Origin of the sequence: Burkholderia crassaminum (genome assembly GCF_964265005.1) — a bacterium.
In the GTDB taxonomy this organism is placed as follows: domain Bacteria; phylum Pseudomonadota; class Gammaproteobacteria; order Burkholderiales; family Burkholderiaceae; genus Burkholderia.
Map to the genome: position 1 here is coordinate 1490049 of NZ_OZ183800.1, position 16773 is coordinate 1506821.

General features: G+C 69.1%; 17 protein-coding genes. 11 read left to right on the forward strand and 6 right to left on the reverse strand.

Annotated features, from left to right (window positions below; genetic code table 11):
* Positions 1–46: 46 nt before the first annotated feature.
* On the reverse strand, positions 47–412 hold the full coding sequence (locus ACPTTF_RS23715; RefSeq protein ID WP_423368454.1) for a hypothetical protein: 366 nt from the start codon (positions 410–412) through the stop codon (positions 47–49).
* 443 nt (positions 413–855) lie between these two features.
* Between ACPTTF_RS23715 and ACPTTF_RS23720 the strand changes: the two genes are divergently transcribed.
* From ACPTTF_RS23720 to ACPTTF_RS23735, 4 genes are all read left to right on the forward strand, one after another.
* Positions 856–2250, forward strand: a complete 1395-nt coding sequence (locus tag ACPTTF_RS23720; protein WP_423368455.1) for a DUF1800 domain-containing protein — start codon at positions 856–858, stop codon at positions 2248–2250.
* A 2-nt stretch (positions 2251–2252) separates the two neighbouring features.
* Positions 2253–3410: a DUF1501 domain-containing protein gene (locus ACPTTF_RS23725; protein ID WP_423368456.1), complete on the forward strand. Its 1158-nt coding sequence runs from the start codon at positions 2253–2255 to the stop codon at positions 3408–3410.
* A 61-nt stretch (positions 3411–3471) separates the two neighbouring features.
* Positions 3472–3690 carry a hypothetical protein gene (locus tag ACPTTF_RS23730; RefSeq protein WP_423369862.1) on the forward strand — a complete coding sequence of 73 codons (219 nt, stop codon included), beginning with the start codon at positions 3472–3474 and terminating at the stop codon, positions 3688–3690.
* A 184-nt stretch (positions 3691–3874) separates the two neighbouring features.
* Complete coding sequence (locus tag ACPTTF_RS23735) at positions 3875–4273, forward strand: lysozyme inhibitor LprI family protein (RefSeq protein WP_423368457.1); 399 nt, start codon at positions 3875–3877, stop codon at positions 4271–4273.
* A gap of 46 nt (positions 4274–4319) precedes the next feature.
* On the opposite strand, the gene ACPTTF_RS23740 is transcribed toward ACPTTF_RS23735, so the two are convergent.
* The 3 genes from ACPTTF_RS23740 to ACPTTF_RS23750 form a co-directional block, all read right to left on the reverse strand.
* Entirely contained in the window at positions 4320–5513 is a 1194-nt protein-coding gene (locus ACPTTF_RS23740) for a tyrosine-type recombinase/integrase (RefSeq protein WP_423368458.1), read from the reverse strand.
* A gap of 94 nt (positions 5514–5607) precedes the next feature.
* The gene (locus tag ACPTTF_RS23745; protein ID WP_423369863.1) at positions 5608–5886 is read right to left on the reverse strand and encodes an SDR family oxidoreductase; all 279 of its coding nucleotides are present in this window, start codon (positions 5884–5886) and stop codon (positions 5608–5610) included.
* 1 nt (position 5887) lies between these two features.
* The gene (locus tag ACPTTF_RS23750) at positions 5888–7063 is read right to left on the reverse strand and encodes a helix-turn-helix transcriptional regulator (RefSeq protein ID WP_423368459.1); all 1176 of its coding nucleotides are present in this window, start codon (positions 7061–7063) and stop codon (positions 5888–5890) included.
* 239 nt (positions 7064–7302) lie between these two features.
* On the opposite strand from ACPTTF_RS23750, the gene ACPTTF_RS23755 reads away from it, so the two are divergent.
* On the forward strand, positions 7303–7683 hold the full coding sequence (locus ACPTTF_RS23755) for a DUF4377 domain-containing protein (protein WP_423368460.1): 381 nt from the start codon (positions 7303–7305) through the stop codon (positions 7681–7683).
* A gap of 9 nt (positions 7684–7692) precedes the next feature.
* Here the strand turns inward: ACPTTF_RS23755 and ACPTTF_RS23760 are convergent, their stop codons facing one another.
* Positions 7693–9081: a DHA2 family efflux MFS transporter permease subunit gene (locus ACPTTF_RS23760; protein WP_423368461.1), complete on the reverse strand. Its 1389-nt coding sequence runs from the start codon at positions 9079–9081 to the stop codon at positions 7693–7695.
* 150 nt (positions 9082–9231) lie between these two features.
* On the opposite strand from ACPTTF_RS23760, the gene ACPTTF_RS23765 reads away from it, so the two are divergent.
* Entirely contained in the window at positions 9232–10092 is an 861-nt protein-coding gene (locus ACPTTF_RS23765; protein WP_166952128.1) for a LysR family transcriptional regulator, read from the forward strand.
* Positions 10093–10179: 87 nt separating this feature from the next.
* On the opposite strand, the gene ACPTTF_RS23770 is transcribed toward ACPTTF_RS23765, so the two are convergent.
* Complete coding sequence (locus tag ACPTTF_RS23770; RefSeq protein ID WP_166952130.1) at positions 10180–10530, reverse strand: VOC family protein; 351 nt, start codon at positions 10528–10530, stop codon at positions 10180–10182.
* 260 nt (positions 10531–10790) lie between these two features.
* Between ACPTTF_RS23770 and ACPTTF_RS23775 the strand changes: the two genes are divergently transcribed.
* From ACPTTF_RS23775 to ACPTTF_RS23795, 5 genes are all read left to right on the forward strand, one after another.
* Positions 10791–11930 carry an LLM class flavin-dependent oxidoreductase gene (locus ACPTTF_RS23775; protein ID WP_060359283.1) on the forward strand — a complete coding sequence of 380 codons (1140 nt, stop codon included), beginning with the start codon at positions 10791–10793 and terminating at the stop codon, positions 11928–11930.
* A gap of 268 nt (positions 11931–12198) precedes the next feature.
* Positions 12199–13392 (forward strand): acyl-CoA dehydrogenase family protein, encoded by a 1194-nt coding sequence (locus tag ACPTTF_RS23780; protein ID WP_166952133.1) that lies wholly within the window; start codon positions 12199–12201, stop codon positions 13390–13392.
* A 10-nt stretch (positions 13393–13402) separates the two neighbouring features.
* A complete protein-coding gene (locus ACPTTF_RS23785; RefSeq protein WP_423368462.1) occupies positions 13403–15160 on the forward strand; it encodes an FAD-dependent oxidoreductase in 1758 nt (585 codons plus the stop codon).
* Positions 15160–15678, forward strand: coding sequence for a flavin reductase family protein (locus ACPTTF_RS23790; RefSeq protein ID WP_166952138.1), 519 nt, complete (start codon positions 15160–15162; stop codon positions 15676–15678). The genes ACPTTF_RS23785 and ACPTTF_RS23790 overlap by 1 nt, the downstream gene beginning before the upstream one ends.
* A 15-nt stretch (positions 15679–15693) precedes the next feature.
* Positions 15694–16737, forward strand: coding sequence for a 2Fe-2S iron-sulfur cluster-binding protein (locus ACPTTF_RS23795; protein ID WP_423368463.1), 1044 nt, complete (start codon positions 15694–15696; stop codon positions 16735–16737).
* Positions 16738–16773 lie beyond the last annotated feature (36 nt).

The following is a 16773-nucleotide window of genomic DNA, read 5'->3' on the forward strand; positions in this document are numbered from 1 at the left end:
GGGCCGTGGCTACTCGAACCGTCGTGTTCTTCCCGACGCACGGCGCTCAATGCGATTCGACGAACTGAACGATTTCGCCATTGTCGCGCTTGAGGTAGAGCGCGTCGTCTTTCATGCGAACGTCGTTACACGAATATGGAATCTTGCGGCCCTTGCTGCAGATCTTGCCATCCTCTGCCTTCCAGTCGCCGTGATCGGCAAACCCCTGGCTCGACTTGAAATCGAAGTCGCCGCCACTGCCGTACTGGACATGCCATTGGGTACCGTCCGCCAGTTTGATGTCGAACGCCTTGCCCGCGAGGCGTTGCTGGATGTCCGATGCGGCAGGTGCGGTGGAACCGTCGGGGAATGTCGCCTGATCGGCAAAAGCGACAACGGGAGTCAGCAGCAGGATGGCGAGCAGTTTGGTCACGGTGGGTCTCCGGTTGTTCCGAATTCTTGCTCTGGGTCGAGACGACGAAACCTTCGTGGCGCGGGGGCGATACGTTCCATTGAGTCTAGGCGGCTTTCCGGGAACGGCAAGCGCCGGGCGGGTGCGGGCGACAACGCGGCACTTCACCCATCCAGGGTTTCGGCCGACGCGCCATGCGGCTGGATCCATGCCGGTCAGGCGAGTGAAAGCCTTTCAGGCGGATCAAGAAATGTGTCCGTGCTTCGGCGGGGCACGGAGCCGCGATACGGCGGCTGAGCGATCCGTCGGTTCGCTGCAATCGTCAGTCGAATCCGTGCCTGAAATTCGAACGGCAACACGCACGCATTCAACGCCACGCGACAAGCCCGAAATATTCGTCTTCCGGGCGACGGATTTTCCGCCGACCGACGTTTAACACGGGTACGCATCGCGAGAGCCCCGTCATGGACCACCCGAACGACATCACACCGGCCGCCGTCGCGCTGAACCGCTTCGGTCTCGGCGCGCGTGCCGACGACGCGCCGCCTGCCGACCCGAAGGCGGCGCTCGTCGCGCAATTCGACCGTTACGACCCGCGGCCGCCTGCGTGGGCCGGTGAACCCGACGCGGTCGCGCTCGCCACGCGCTTCGCGAACGCGCGCAATGCGATGACCGGCGACGATCCGGCAACGAAGCGCGCGACCGAGCAGTCGATCCGGCGTGACGGCAACGACACGTATCGCAGCGCCGTCGTCGCGCGGCTCAACAGCGCACTGAACACGCCCGCGCCGTTCGTCGAGCGTCTCGTGCATTTCTGGGCGAACCATTTCGCGGTATCGGTCGACAAGGGGCCGGTGGCGGCCTATGCGGGCGCGTTCGAGCGCGACGCGATCCGCCCGCACGTGCTCGGCCGTTTCGAGGACATGCTGGTCGCCGTCGAGCAGCATCCCGCGATGCAGCTCTTCCTCGACCAGGCGCGCTCGGTCGGCCCCGACAGCCCGGCCGCGCTGCGTGCCGAAGCGCGCAATCCGTCGGGCAGGCGCGGGCTCAACGAGAATCTCGCGCGCGAAATCATGGAATTGCACACGCTCGGCGTACGCACGGGTTACACGCAAGCCGACGTCACGGAATTCGCGCGCGCGCTGACCGGCTGGAGCATCGCCGGCGGGCGCGGCCCGCAGCCCGGCGATGCGGCGCCCGGCGCGTTCGTGTTTCGCCCGAACCTGCACGAGCCCGGCGTGCGGACCGTGATGGGGCGCAGCTACGACCAGCCCGGCGAATCGCAGGCGCGCGCGATCCTGCACGACCTCGCGCATTCGGAGGCGACCGGTCGGCATATCGCGTTCCAGCTGGCCCGTCATTTCGTCGCCGACAATCCGTCGCCCGCGCTGACCGACCGGCTGGCCCGCGCGTTCGACGCGAGCGGCGGCGATTTGCCGACCGTCTATCGCGCGCTCGTCGATGCGCCCGATGCGTGGTCACCGGTCAATCGCAAGTTCAAGACGCCGTGGGAGTGGGCCGTGTCGTCGCTGCGCGGGCTCGGCTGGCACGACACGGGCGACCTGAAGGCAGCGCCGCTACTCACGCAGCTCGGCCAGCCGGTGTGGCGGCCCGGCTCGCCGGCCGGCTACGACGACGTTGCCGCGAGCTGGGCCGCGCCTGACGCGCTCGTGCGGCGCGTCGAGCTGGCGCAGCGGCTGGCCGCGCGCACGGGCGACCGGCTCGACCCGCGCACGCTCGGCAACACGCTGCTCGCCGGTTCGTTGAGCGCGCCGACGGCGGCCGCGCTGTCGCGCGCCGAAAGCGCGACCACGTCGCTCGCATTGCTGCTCGTATCGCCCGATTTCCAACGGAGATGACCATGGCACTGTCCCGCCGACAATTCCTGAGCGTGGCTGCCGCCGGCGCAGGCGCGATGCTCGTCGCGCCGCGGCTCGTGTTCGCGAACGTCGAGACCGATCGACGCTTCGTGTTCGTGATCCAGCGCGGCGCGGCCGACGGCCTGAATACCCTCGTGCCGTATGCCGAACCCGCGTATGCGTCGCTGCGCGGCCCGCTTGCGATCGACACGGCGGCCGCGACGCGGCTCGACGGCACGTTCGCGCTGCATCCGTCGCTCGTGCAGACCGCGCAGTTGTACCGCGACGGGCAGGCGCTGTTCGTTCATGCGATCGCGTCGCCGTATCGCGACCGCTCGCATTTCGACGGCCAGAACGTGCTCGAGACGGGCGGCCGCGCGCCGTATCAGGTGAAGGACGGGTGGCTGAACCGGCTCGCCGCGCTGCTGCCGGCGACGCGCGAAAGCGCGATTGCGTTCGCGCCGACCGTGCCGCTCGCGCTGCGCGGCACCGTGCAGGCAGCGTCGTACGCGGCGTCCGGTTTGCCGGCCGCGCCGGACGACCTGCTCGCGCGCGTGTCGGCGCTCTACGAGGCCGACGCGCAGCTCGGCCCGTTATGGCAATCGGCGATGGATGCGCGCGGCCTCGCCGGCGATGCGCACGCGCGGCAGGATCCGGCGGGCGTCGGCAAGCTCGCCGCGACGTTTCTCGCGCGCGACGACGGCCCGCGCATCGCGATGATCGAAACGGGCGGCTGGGACACGCACAGTGCGCAGAACGCACGGCTCGCGAATCAGCTGAAAGCACTCGACACGATGCTCGCGGCGCTGCGCGACGGCCTCGGGCCCGTATGGCAGCAGACCACGGTGCTGGTGGCGACCGAGTTCGGCCGCACGGCCGCCGCGAACGGCACGGGCGGCACCGATCACGGGCAGGCGTCGGTCGCGATGCTCGCGGGCGGCGCGGTCGCGGGCGGTCGCGTGATCGCCGACTGGCCGGGTTTGCGGCCGGGCGATCTGTACGAAGGGCGCGACCTGAAGCCGACCGCGTCGCTCGACGCGCTGATCTCGGGCGCCGCCGCCGAAAGCCTGCGGCTCGATCCGCAGCGCACCGCGTCCGCGCTGTTCGCGGAAAGCGGCGCGACGCGGCCGATGAGCGGGCTGATACGCGGCACGGCGTGACGCGCAGCGTTGCCGCTTCCGCGCCGATCCGTCCACGACACAAAAGGGAGAATGCAAGATGATGAAGATCCGATCCGTTTCGCTCACCGTGCTGGTAGCGGCCACTGCGACGCTGATGTCCGCCTGCGTAGTCGAACCCGTGCGGCCGCCGCAACCGGCGCCGGTCGTCGAGACGCCGCCTCCGATGCCCGCGCCGGGCTATCGCTGGGCGAAGGGGCATTACCGGTGGGCCGGCAATCACTGGGCATGGGTGCCCGGGCACTGGGTGGGTGTGTACTGATCGGGTGTGACGTGACGTGCTGCATGCGGCGTGGGTGTGGGCAAGTGGCGCGGCGTATTGAACTGCGATGCGCGTTGCCCTAAGCTGCCGGATCCCGGCGACGGGCATCCGGCGACGGGCTTGCCCGTTCGCCCGTCACGGCGAGCCGATCCACGGCCGCCGTTATCTTCGTTACGGCACCCACATGAAAGCATGGCTCGTTGCGCTGGCCGTCGCGGCCGGCATGACCGGTGCGCACGCCGCGTCGTTCAACTGCGCGAAAGCATCCACGTTCGTGGAGCGCGAAATCTGCACCAATCCGACGTTGTCGCGCCTCGACGATGCGCTCAACGCGGATTACCAGCACATGCTCTACGACTTCGGCAACTATCCGGTCGAGGATCCGCCCGAGTACGAGCAGTTCATGGCGACCCAGAAGGCGTGGCTGAAGGCGCGTAACCGCTGCACGACGACGCAGTGCCTGATCGACAGCTACCGCAAGCGCATCGACGTGATGTGCGGGCAAATCGACTGGCAGGGGAAAGGCGAGCGCGAGAAATGCCGCAGCAATGGCGGCCTGGGCGGGCTCGAACTCGCTCACTGAGCACGGACGCGTCGCGCGAGTCGTGATCCGTCAGGTCGACGCGCGCCTACCACCCGATCCGGTGTTTCTCTTCCGTTTCGCGATGCCGCCAGTCGTCGTCCGCGTGCAGGTACTGGCTCGTCGTCGTGAGCGACGCGTGGCCGAGGTTGTCGCGCACGAGCCGCAGGTCGACGCGACCGTCGGCCATGTGCGAGCCCGCGCTGTGGCGCAGCCAGTGCGCGGACGCCTGTTCGAGCACGCGCGCCTGCTGCTCGCCGGCTGCGCCGTTCGCGCGCAGCCGGTCGGCCGCGTGCCGGAACACCTGCTTCACGATCCGGTGCAGCGCCGCGCGCGTGAGCGGCTTGCGCGCCTGGCCGACCGGCAGCACGAGCGGCGTGGGCTCGCCGTCGGACGGCAACGCGGGCAGGCCGTGCGTGCGCCGGTAGCGAGACAGCTCGACCATCATTTCGTCGGTGGCCGGCACGAGCCGCTGCCGGCCGCCTTTGCCCGTCACGTCGAGCCACCAGCGGTCGCGCCCGTCCGCATCCCGCCTGCAAAAGAACTGGCCCATCGTCGTGTCGGCCGCTTCGGTGATGCGCAGCCCGCCGAGATACAGCAGTGTGAACAGCCAGCGCGCGCGGTCCGCATGGAAGCCCGCCCGCGCGTCGTCGCGCGGCATCGCGGCGATCGCCTCCTTGACCGACTGCCACAGCGGCTGCCCGAGATGGCGCGTGACGCGCGGCGCGGGTCGGCGCTGCCGCTGGCGCGACAACGCGAGCGGATTGCCGGCCAGATAGCCGGCCTGCACGAGCCACGAGAACATCACGTTCAGGATCACCAGCGCCTGCCGCTGGCTGGCCGCCGACAGCGGCCCGTAGAACGGCCGCCAGCGCGGATCGTCGCGCGGATGCTTGCGGCCGCCGTTCGCGCACCACAGCTCGGCCGGCGCGGGCGCGAGCAGGAACTGCCGGTAGACGATCAGGTCTTCGTGCGTGAGCGACGACAGCGGCTTGCCGCACGCGATCACGGCCCACAGCAGCAGGCGTTCGGCTTCCTTGCGGTAATTCTGGAACGTGGTCGGCGTATCGACGAAGCGCGCGAGCCAGGCGCGCACCGCGTCGAGGTCGTTGGTCGCGGCAATCTGCGGATGCGCGCTGTTCGAGCGGTTGGTGCCCGTGCGTCCGTCGAGCGCGGCCGGCACGGTCAGCGCATCGATCGGCAGCGGGCGCAGCACGGCGTCGGACGGAACGGGTGAGGTCATGCGAAGCGGGGGGCGTTGCGCGAATCGTACGCGTGGAGCCGGGCGGACGAACGCAGCGCGATCAGGCATATCGGGAAGCGCCGATGGTACACGATCAACACACGGTGAATCCGCCGTCGACTGCGATTGCCTGACCGGTCATGACGCGCGCGGCGGGCGAGCGCAGCCACGCCATCGCTTCCGCGACGTCGCGCGATGCGCCGAGCTGCGCCATCGGCGTGGACTGCTTCAATCGTGCGTTGTCGCCACGGTTTTCCGGGCGGACGGTGATCGCCTGACGGGCGATGCCGCCGGCGCACACGGCATTCACGCGGATGCCGTGGCTCCGCGCTTTCGATGACGAATGCCGGCAGGTCGCCCTCGCGCCGCGCAGTTCACCCCAGCGACAGCACGCTGTTCAGCAACGTCCTGACGAGCGTCGCCTGCCGCGTGACACCCGTTTTCGAAAAAATCGCACGCAGGTGCGAGCGCGCGGTGTTCTTGCTGATCGCGAGCTCGTCGGCCGCTTCCTCGAGCGTCTGCCCGTTGACGAGCGCGAGCGCCAGCGCGGTTTCGGCGGGCGTGAGATCGAACAGCTTGCGCACGATGTCGTGCGACGCCTGCGACTTGCGCTCGGCATCGCGGACGAAGATCGCACACGCCGGCCGGCGCGGATTGTCCTCCGACCATTCGCTGAGCGGCACCGCACGGATCAGCACGCCGAGCGGCGGCTTGCCGGACGGGCGCGGCACGGCGATCGCCTGCGCGACCGACGGCGCGCCGCCCGCGCGCTCCGCCAGCACCTGCCGGATCAGCTTCTGCAGCTTGCGATCCTCCAGCGGATACGACGCTTCGAGCGCGTCGCCGCGCACGCGCAGGCCGTCGCATTCGGCGAAGATCTCGTCCGCGACGCAATTGGTCTTCATGATCGCGCCGCGCTCGTCGAGGATCGCGGTGGCGACGAGCATGCGGTCGATCGTGCTCGCGTACAGCGTGCGTTCGGATTCGACCATCCCGAACTTCGCGTGCAGGCGCACCGCGCGCTTCAGGTGCGGCAGCAGCGCGTTGCAGGCGGCCTTGTCGGTCGCCGTGAACGCGCGGTCGCGATGTGAGCGGCACACGCGGAAACGGCACTCGATTCCGTCGGGCGTGCGCAGGTCCGCGCCCATCAGGTACCCGACGTCGAACGGCTCGAGGAACTCGCGATACATCGCGCTGCTGCGCCAGACGCCGACGCCGAGCAGTTCGTCGACGGTGACGACGCGATCGCTCGGCAGGTTCACGAACGGGTCGAGTGCGTAGTAGTAGTTGTTGTACGACGCGACGCCCGTCAGCGGCGCACTCTGCTCGGACGCGTTGATCATCAGCCCCGTGTGGCCGCTGGCCGGCCAGCGCAGGATCATCGTCACGTAGTTCGCGTGCAGGTGCACGCGGATCTGTTCGAGCGCGGCGCCCCACGGCACGTCTTCGAGCGGGCCTTCGTAGATGGTCGTGAGCAAGGCGTCGAACTGCTCGAGCGTCAGTTTGGATTGGGCAAGATATGGCGGCAGGGCCGCAGGCGCCGTGGTCATTCGGGTTGTCTCCTGTTGCGGGCACCGGGTCGGCAGGGCTGAACTGGCCCCGTCGCCCGGCGTGCACGTGTGAGCCGCCGGCGACGATGCGCGCGGCTGAACCGGATCACGGTAACGTATCGGTTCGCGCGCGACATCCCACGAATGAAGGTGGTGGATCGATTTCTGTAAGGTATTTGTGAACTTTCTCGACGTGCGGGTCTCTAATCGGCCCTCCAACGCTTCCTGAGGAACATCAGATGATTCGCCAATCCAGAACACTGCTCGGCGCGGCCGTCATTGCCGGCAGCACGCTCCTCGCCGGATGCCAGACCGACGCGGCCGCCACGGCGCCGAACGCGGTGCGCCCGGCCGACGCCAAGCCGGTGACCAGGACTGTCTACGTCGCGCCGCAATCCGCGCGCTGCACGGGCGTCGCGCCGATGGAGTGCCTGCAGGTGCGAAACAGCCCGAACGAGCCGTGGAGCCTGTGGTACGCGGGCATCGAAGGGTTCGCTTATCAGCCCGGTTACCTGTACACGCTTGAAATCGACGAATACCACGTCGCGCAGCCGCCGGCCGACGGTTCGTCGATTCGCTGGGTGCTCAAGCGCGTGGTCGAGCGGCGGCAGGCGAACTGACGGCCGCGCTCAAGCGGACGGGCGTGCTGCTGCACTGGCCGGCGGCGCGGCCGTATCGATCCGCCGGAACACGGCAGACGACAGCAACGTGACGACGCCCATGCACGCGAACGACAGCATGAACCCGTGTGCCATCGAGCCCCAATAGGCGGCAAACAGGTTGACGAGCCCGCCGCCGATCGACACGCCGAGCCCCATCGCCAGCATCTGCATCATCGTGAAAAGGCTGTTGCCGCTGCCGGCGTCGGCATGCGACAGCCCCTTGAGCGTCACGCCGTTCATCGCCGCGAACTGCATCGAGTTCGCGGCGCCGAACACGATCAGCAGTGCCCCTTCCAGTAGCGGTGCCGGCCGCGCCGACACCAGCGCGAACCCCGCGATCGCGCAACCGACGATCCCCGTATTCACGACCAGGAACGCTGCGTAGCCGAAGCGCTTCACGAGCGGCGCGATCCAGCGTTTCGCGATGACGCCCGCGATCGCGGCCGGCAGCATCATCAGCCCCGACTGCAGCGGCGTATAGCCGAGCTGCACCTGCATCAGCAGCGGCAGCATGAACGGCACCGAGCTCGTGCCGATCCGGCACAGCAGGTTGCCGAGCAGCCCCGAACCGAAGTTCGGCTCGCGGAACAGCCCGAGCCGGAACAGCGGCTGCGCGCGCCGCCGCGCGTGCGGCAGGTATGCGAGCGCGCTTGCCAGCCCGAGCACGGCGAGCCCGGCCGCCCATGCCGCGCGATGCGCGGGCATCGGCGGGTCGATCGCGAGCGACAGCGCGATCATCGCGACCGACAACAGCGCACAGCCGACGAAGTCGAAGGGCGGCGGTTGCGACGCCTGGTCGTGCGGCAGGTAGCGCTGCACGGCGAGGAAGCCGACCACGCCGACCGGCACGTTGACGATGAACACCCAGTGCCACGAAATCGCCTGCGTGAGCCAGCCGCCGAGCGTCGGCCCGACGATCGGGCCGAGCTGGCCGGCGATCGACACGAACGCGATCGCCGCGACGTACTGCTCGCCCGGCACGCGGCGCAGCACGGCGAGCCGCCCGATCGGCAGCAGCATCGAGCCGCCGATGCCCTGCAGCGCGCGCGCGGCGACGAGCTGGCCGAGCGTATGCGACGCCGCGCAGCCGATCGACGCGAGCATGAACACGAGAATGGCGACCGAGAACACGCGGCGCGTGCCGAACCGGTCGGCGAGCCAGCCGGACGCCGGTGTGAGCATCGCCATCATCAGCGTGTAGGCAACCACGACGGGCTGCATCGCGAGCGGCGACGCGTGCAGGCTTTGCGCGATCGAAGGCAGGGCGGTGTTGACGATCGTCGTGTCGAGCGACTGCATGAAGAACGCAGCGGCGACGATCCAGAGCAGCGCGGAGTGTGTGGGTTCCCGGGACATGGCGAATTCGGTGGTGCAAAGGCCGGCGCGGGCGGTGCCTTGGCGCGGCACCTGCCGGTCTTCAAGCGCACGATGGTACCGATTCGGACGGTCATCGGGAAGCCGCCTGAAGGCGTTGACTGTCATCGGAAATACCGATGACAATGCCGGATGCTCAATCCCGTCTGGCTCAAGACGTTCGCGACCGTCACGAACTGCCGCAGCTTCACCGAAGCGGGGCGGCAGCTCGGGCTCAACCAGTCGAGCGTCAGCGAACACATCCGTCGTCTCGAAGAGAGCGTCGGGCGGCGGCTGTTCGTGCGCGACACGCATTCGATCGCGATGACGGCCGACGGCGAGGCGCTGCTCGTGCACGCGAACGTGATCCTGCAGGCGCTGAACCGAGCGGAATCGCAATTCCGCAAGCCGAGGCTGCAGGGCCGGGTGCGACTCGGCGCGCCGGACGACCTCGCGCTCGTCGCGTTGCCGGACGTGCTGGCCGGGTTTCGCGCCGCGCACCCGGACGTCGCACTGGAGATCACCACCGGCATGACGAGCCGGCTCTACGAAGGGCTGGACGCGGGTGCACTCGACCTGATGATCGGCAAGCGGCGGCTCGGCGAGCGGCGCGGCACGCCGCTCTTGCGCACGCGGCTCGAATGGGTCGCGCGGCCCGGCACCGTCGTCGATCCGGAGCGGCCGCTGCCGCTCGTGCTGGTCGCCGAGCCGAGCGTGACGCGCGCGATCGTCCTGAACGCGCTCGCCGAGAAGGGGATCGGCTGGGAGGTCGTGTGTTCGAGCAGCAGCCAGCCGGGCTGCATCGCGGCCGCGCGCGCGGGGCTCGGTTTGACCGCGACGTCGCACCATTTGTCGACGGGCGGGCTGGCGCCGCTGGTCAACGGCAGCGCGCTGCCCGTGCTGCCCGAGATCGAATTCATCGCACTGGCCGCGAAGCGGCTCAGCCAGCCGGCGCGCACGTTGCTCGAATTGCTGGAAGCGAGCGACCTGAGCACACCGGGCGCAAACGCGTAACGGATTCGGCACACGCGAGGCGACCGTATCCGGCGCCCGCGCTGCGTGATGTCATGCGACCCGTCATGCGACCCGTCGCGCAACCCGTCACGCAGCCCGTTTCTGCGAAATCACGAGCAGCGCGCCGTTCTTGTCCTCCAGCACCGCGCGGAATTCGTGCGGCCCGGCCTGTACGGGCACGCGCACCGACGCGCCGGCCTTCACGACCCGCGCCATCGCCGCATACAGGTCGTCGTCCTCGTCGACGCGCAGCGTGAGCGCCGCGCGCTCGACGATCTGCTCGTCGCCCGCGACCAGCGCGATCGTCAGCGGGCCGCCGTCGAGCGCGCAATAGCGGTCGCCGTCGCGGAACTTCACGTTCAGGCCCAGCCCGTCGACGAACAGCGGCAGCGCCGTGTCGATGTCGTCGACCGGATACAGCAGCATCGATACCTTCATCCCGGATCTCCCTTGTCTTGATGTGGGCGGCGTGCAACGCGCCGCCCGTCGATGCTAGCGCGCCGTTCGCGCGCTCACGCAGTCCGATCGGATGACCGTGAAACCCCTCTGTCCCCGCAGGCGTGCAGCTACTCCGAACAGATGATGTCCGCGCCAGCCGGCGCGCCGACACTCCCATTCGTGGACCGTCGCTATTCGTCCGTATCGTGCGGGCGGCCTGCGCGACCCCGACTCGTCCAACATACATGGAGACGCACGCAATGAAGTTTTCCCTCATCTACGAAGCCCAGACCACCGACGCATCGCGCGAGGGCGACCACCGGGTATTCAAGGAGACGGTCGAACAGGCGCTGCTGGCCGAGCAGGTCGGCTTCGACACGATCTGGTGCGTGGAGCACACGTCGCTGACCAACTATGCGCACATGAGCGCGCCGGAAACCTTCCTTGCGTACCTGGCCGGCCGCACGACGCGCATCGGCCTCGGCCACGGCGTCGTGTGCCTGCCGCCCGCGATGAACCACCCGATCAAGGTCGCCGAGCGCGTGGCGCTGCTCGACATCCTGTCCGGCGGCCGCGTGCACTTCGGCGTCGGCAAGGGCGGCAGCCAGCAGGAAGCGGGCGCGTTCGGCTACGACCTCAACGAACTGCAGCCGATGATCGACGAGTCGATGTACCTCGTGCCGAAGATGTTCGTGCAGGACGAGATCGAGCACGACGGCAAGTACATCAAGATTCCGAAGCGTCCGATCCACCCGAAGCCGTTCCAGGATCCGCACCCGCCGATGTACCTCGCGTGCACCAACACCGACGCGCTGCTGCGCGCCGGCCAGCGCGGGATGGGCGCGCTGGTGCTCGGCTTCGGCGGCCCCGACGAAGTCGCGAAGAAGAACGTCGTGTACCGCGAAGCGTGGGCGAACCGCAAGCCGGAAGACCAGGTCGGCTTCCGTCCGACCCAGCACCTCGCGGCGCTGTGCCCGACGGTCGTGATGGCCGACGGCCAGGCCGCCCGCAAGATCGGCATCCGCGGCCAGCGCTATTTCATGGAATCGCTCGCGTACTGGTACACGGGCGGCGAGCGTCCGGACCCGGCGAAGTGGGGCGACGACCTCGTGCAGGCCGACACCGGCGAGATGGTGATCCGCTCGCGCTTCGCGTCGGAGGAAGTCGTCGTGAACTTCGCCGACCCGGCGCTCGCGATGATGAACCCGAACCACGCGTACGGCACGGTGGACGACTGCATCGGCTATGTCGGCCGCCTGCAGGAAGCCGGCGTCGACGAAGTGCTGTTCCTGTGCCAGATGGGCACGGTGCCGCACGAGGCGCAGATGGAGACGATCCGCAACATCGGCGAGCACGTGATCCCGTTCTTCAACAAGGAGAAGGAACGCGCCTGCGCGTGATGCATCAGGGCCTGTTCACGCTGATGGCCGGCAAGGCACGTTCCCCTGTCTGGAGAAATTCATTCGTGGGGCCAGCACAAGCCCGTCATCAGCCGGAACGGGCCCTGGGCCACGCCCGTCGTCCCGTCCGGTCGGACGATGCGGCGCGGTCGCGCGAAGCCGACCATCGGTGGTGGCGAGCATCGCCCGCGGCCAGGCCGCGCCGAACAACTTTGAACGAGAGCGGGGCAGGCGCCGCGGCGCATCACCCGCTTCACAGGAGACATTCGTGCATCGCGACAACGATTCGAACGCATTGGCCGCCACGCTGATCGCCCGGGCCGAGGCGCTGGCGCCGACGCTGGCCGGCCGCGCCGCGCAGGCGGAAGCGCAGGGCCGCATCCCGGCCGAGACGATCGCCGACATGCAGGCCGCCGGCTTCTTCAAGGTGCTGCAGCCGAAGCGCTACGGCGGCTACGAGCTCGATCCGCAGGCCTTCTTCGACATCCAGATGGCGCTCGCGCGCGGCTGCATGTCGACCGCGTGGGTGTACGGCGTCGTCGGCGTGCACAACTGGCAGCTCGCGCTGTTCGACGAGCGCGCGCAGCAGGACGTGTGGGGCAACGACCCGGCGACGCTGATCGCATCGACCTACATGCCGGTCGGCCGCGTGACGCCGGTCGACGGCGGCTTCCGCCTGTCGGGCCACTGGAAGTTCTCGAGCGGCAGCGAACTGTGCGAATGGGTGTTCCTCGGCGCGCTGGTGCCGCCGGCCGAAGCCGGCCAGCCGCCGGAATACCGCACCTTCCTGCTGCCGAAATCCGATTACCGGATCCAGCAGGACTGGGACGTGCTCGGCCTGCGCGCGACGGGCAGCCACGACATCGTCGTCGACGACGTGTTCGTGCCCGCGTACCGCACGCACAAGGCGATCGACGGAATGATGGGCACGAGCCCCGGCCTCGCTGTGAACGATGCGCCGCTGTTCAAGCTGCCGTTCGCGCAGATCTTCGTGCGCGCGGTGTGCACGTCGTGCATCGGCGCGCTGCAGGGTGCGCTCGACGATTTCACCGGTTATGCGGCGACGCGGGTGTCGGCCAACAGCGGCGCGAAGACGACCGACGATCCGGGCGCGCAGAACGCGTGCGCGAACGCGGCCGTCGCGATCGACGAGATGAAGGTGCTGCTCAAGCGCAATTTCGCGGAACTGATGGCATCGGTCACCGGCGGCCCGGCCGTGTCGATCGAGCGCCGCGTGCATTTCCGCTACCAGTCCGCGCAGGTCGCCGAGCGCTGCGCACAGGCGGCGAACGCGCTGCTGCGTTACGCGGGCGGCAACGGCATCTATCACCGCAATCCGCTGGTGCGCCGCTTCCTCGACCTGCATGCGGCTCGCGCGCACTACGCGAACAACGTGGACCGTTTCGGCCAGAACCTCGGCGCCGTGATGCTCGGCCGCGAGAACACCGACTTCTTCATCTGACGGAGACGCGATGAACGACCCGCAAGCACAGCAATACGTGTTCGACGTGGTGGTCGTCGGTTCGGGCGCGGGCGCGCTGCTCGCCGCGTGCCGCGCGGCCGACCGCGGCCTGTCCGTCGTCGTGATCGAGAAGACGGCGCTGTACGGCGGCACGTCGGCCGTCTCGGGCGGCGGCATCTGGGTGCCGTGCAACCACCATATCGCCGAGCTGGGCGCAACCGATTCGCGCGAGGCCGCGCGCGGCTACATCGAAGCGTGTGTGGCCGGCGAATCGACGCCCGAGAAGCTCGACACGTATCTCGACCGCGCGCCGGAGATGCTGCGCTACCTGGAATCGAAGACGCCGGTGCGTTACCAGTCGCTGCCGAAGTACGCGGACTATTTCCAGAAGGTGCCGGGCGCGATGCCGGGCTATCGCGCGCTCGACCCGCTGCCGTTCGACGGCGGGCTGCTCGGCGACGAGTTCGACCGGTTGCGGCCGCCGTCACCCGGCACGCTGATCGGCGGGCGCGTCGCGGTCACATCGAAGGAAGCGCACACGCTGTTCTCGCGCGGGCCCGGCTTCATGAAGCTCGCGATCGCGCAGTTCGGCCGGTACTGGCTCGATATCGGGATGCGCCGCCGCACGCGGCGCGATCGGCGCCTGACGCTCGGCAATGCGCTGATCGGCGGGCTGCGCCGCGCGCTGCTCGAGCGCAACGTGCCCGTGTGGCTCGATACGCCGATGCGCGACCTGCTCGATGTGGACGGCCGCGTGACGGGCGTGCGTGCGCAGCGCTTCGGGCAGCCCGTGACGATCGCCGCGCGACGCGGCGTGATTCTCGGCGCGGGCGGTTTCGAGCGTAACCAGCCGATGCGCGAGCGCTACCTGCCGCAGCCGACGCAGGCGCAGTGGAGCGCGACGCCGCCGGCCAACACCGGCGACGCGATCGCCGAAGGCCATCGGCTCGGCGGCGCGCTGGCGCTGATGGAGCATGTGTGGGGCGCGCCGACGGTCGGTGTCGCCGGCGAGGAGAAACAGCGCGCGCTGTTCGTCGAACGCAACCTGCCGGGCTGCGTGATCGTCAACAGCCTCGGCAAGCGCTTCGTCAATGAAGCCGCGCCGTATTCCGAGTTCGTGCCGGCGATGTATCGCGACCATGCGCGCACCGGCGCGAGCGTGCCCGCCTGGATGGTGTTCGACGCGCGGTTTCGCCGAAAGTATCCGTGCGGGCCGATCATGCCGGCGTCGATGATGCCCGATGCGCGGATTCCGGCCGCGTTTCGCGACGTGATCGTGAAGGCCGACACGATCGACGCGCTGGCCGCGCGCATCGGCGTCGACGCGGCCGGCCTGCACGACACGCTGCGCGACATGGCGCGCTATGCAGCGACCGGCATCGACGAGGCGTTCGGCAAGGGCGACAACGCGTTCGACACGTACTACGGCGATCCGCAGAACAAGCCGAACCCGTGCCTCGGGCCGGTCGACCAGGCGCCGTTCTACGCAGTGCGAATCGATGCGGGCGACATCGGCACGAAGGGCGGGCTCGTCACCGACGTGCACGCCCGTGTGCTGCGCGCCGACGGCACGCCGATCGACGGCCTTTACGCGATCGGCAACACCAGCGCATCGATGATGGGCGCGAGCTACCCCGGCGCGGGCTCGACGCTCGGTCCGGCGATGACCTTCGGGTATCTCGCCGCCGATCACCTGGCCGCACACGCGGCCGACGCCGGCGGCCGGCCAGCCCGGCCATCCACGACTGAACTTGACGGAGTCCAATGATGAGCGATCTCACCAACCATCCGCTGCGCACCGACATGCTGCTCGCGATGCGCCGCCTCGCGCGCTCCGTCACGGTCATCAGCAGCGCGCACGACGGCCGGCGCTACTCGATGTCCGCGACGGCGGTCGATTCGCTGTCGACCGATCCGCCTTCGCTGTTGATCTGCATCAACCGCACCGCGTCGCTGTATCCGCCGCTCGATGCGGGCGCGTCGTTCTGCGTGAACGTGTTGTCCGCGCGCCACGAAGGCGTCGCGATCGACTGCAGCGGCCGCCTGAAGGGCGAAGCGCGCTTCACGACCGGCGACTGGCACTCGTCTCAGGACGGGGTTCCGTATCTGCGTGATTCGCAGGCGAGCTTCGTGTGCGAACAGGACGGCCGCTTCGAGTACGGCACGCATACGGTGTTCATCGGGCGCATTCGTGAGGTGCTGATGAGCGGCGACGTCGATCCGCTCGTTTATCTCGACGGTGCCTACACGACGCCCGGCGCGCCGGTGGCCCGTGCGGCCGCGTGACGTGAGGAGCCGGCCATGAGCGATTCGCGCTTCCATCGGCTGACCGTAGCCGAAGTGATTGCCGAAAGCGACGACGCGTGCTCGTTCGTGTTTGACGTGCCGGCCGCGTTGCGCGACGCATTCGCGTACCGGCCCGGGCAGTTCCTGACGCTGAACGTGCCGTGCGCGGACGCGACCGTCGCGCGCTGCTATTCGCTGTCGAGCGCGCCGGGCATCGACACCGCGCCGAAGATCACCGTCAAGCGCGTGCGCGACGGCCGGGCGTCGAACTGGCTGTGCGACCGCGTGCAGGCCGGCGACACGCTCGAGGTGCTGCCGCCGGCCGGCGTGTTCACGCCGCGCACGCTCGACGGCGACCTGCTGTTGTTCGCGGGCGGCAGCGGCATCACGCCCGTGCTGTCGATCCTGAAATCGGCGCTCGTGCACGGGCGCGGGATGCTGACGCTGATCTATGCGAACCGCGACGAACGTTCGGTGATTTTCCGCGACGAACTTCAGCAGCTCGCGCAGCGTCATCCTGGCCGCGTGCGCGTGATCCACTGGCTCGACAGCGTGCAGGGCATCCCGCAGCAGCGCCATCTCGAGGAACTCGCGCGGCCGTTCAGCCAGCAGGAGACGTTCATCTGCGGGCCCGCGCTGTTCATGGAGAACGCGCTGGCCGCGATGCTCGGCCTCGGGTTGCCGCGCTCGCGTGTGCATGTCGAGCGTTTCGCGTCGTTGCCCGATGCACCGGTGCAGGCCGATTCCGCGGCGCAGGCCGCGGCAACGGCGGCGTCCGGCGAAGGCGCGGCGATCGAGACGGTGCTCGACGGCGACGCGTTCGCGTTCGACAGCGCGCCCGGCGAAACGCTGCTCGACGCGATGCTGCGCGCGGGCGTGCCGGCGCCGAATTCCTGCCGGATGGGGCAATGCGGCGCGTGCATGTGCCGGATCGAGCGCGGCGAGGTTGCGCTCGACAGCAACCACGTGCTCGACGACGACGAGATCGCGGCCGGCTGGACGCTGGCCTGTTGCGCACGGCCCGCGAGCGATGCGCTGCGCGTGGTGTTTCCCGACTGAGCCGCGGCGCGCCGGCGGCGCGCACGGCCACCCTGA

Coding starts and splice junctions, on each gene's coding strand:
- ACPTTF_RS23720 (WP_423368455.1), top strand. CDS start 856: ATGGACCACCCGAACGACATCACACCGGCCGCCGTCGCGCTGAACCGC.
- ACPTTF_RS23725 (WP_423368456.1), top strand. CDS start 2,253: ATGGCACTGTCCCGCCGACAATTCCTGAGCGTGGCTGCCGCCGGCGCA.
- ACPTTF_RS23730 (WP_423369862.1), top strand. CDS start 3,472: ATGAAGATCCGATCCGTTTCGCTCACCGTGCTGGTAGCGGCCACTGCG.
- ACPTTF_RS23735 (WP_423368457.1), top strand. CDS start 3,875: ATGAAAGCATGGCTCGTTGCGCTGGCCGTCGCGGCCGGCATGACCGGT.
- ACPTTF_RS23740 (WP_423368458.1), bottom strand. CDS start 5,513: ATGACCTCACCCGTTCCGTCCGACGCCGTGCTGCGCCCGCTGCCGATC.
- ACPTTF_RS23750 (WP_423368459.1), bottom strand. CDS start 7,063: ATGACCACGGCGCCTGCGGCCCTGCCGCCATATCTTGCCCAATCCAAA.
- ACPTTF_RS23755 (WP_423368460.1), top strand. CDS start 7,303: ATGATTCGCCAATCCAGAACACTGCTCGGCGCGGCCGTCATTGCCGGC.
- ACPTTF_RS23760 (WP_423368461.1), bottom strand. CDS start 9,081: ATGTCCCGGGAACCCACACACTCCGCGCTGCTCTGGATCGTCGCCGCT.
- ACPTTF_RS23765 (WP_166952128.1), top strand. CDS start 9,232: ATGCTCAATCCCGTCTGGCTCAAGACGTTCGCGACCGTCACGAACTGC.
- ACPTTF_RS23770 (WP_166952130.1), bottom strand. CDS start 10,530: ATGAAGGTATCGATGCTGCTGTATCCGGTCGACGACATCGACACGGCG.
- ACPTTF_RS23775 (WP_060359283.1), top strand. CDS start 10,791: ATGAAGTTTTCCCTCATCTACGAAGCCCAGACCACCGACGCATCGCGC.
- ACPTTF_RS23785 (WP_423368462.1), top strand. CDS start 13,403: ATGAACGACCCGCAAGCACAGCAATACGTGTTCGACGTGGTGGTCGTC.
- ACPTTF_RS23790 (WP_166952138.1), top strand. CDS start 15,160: ATGAGCGATCTCACCAACCATCCGCTGCGCACCGACATGCTGCTCGCG.
- ACPTTF_RS23795 (WP_423368463.1), top strand. CDS start 15,694: ATGAGCGATTCGCGCTTCCATCGGCTGACCGTAGCCGAAGTGATTGCC.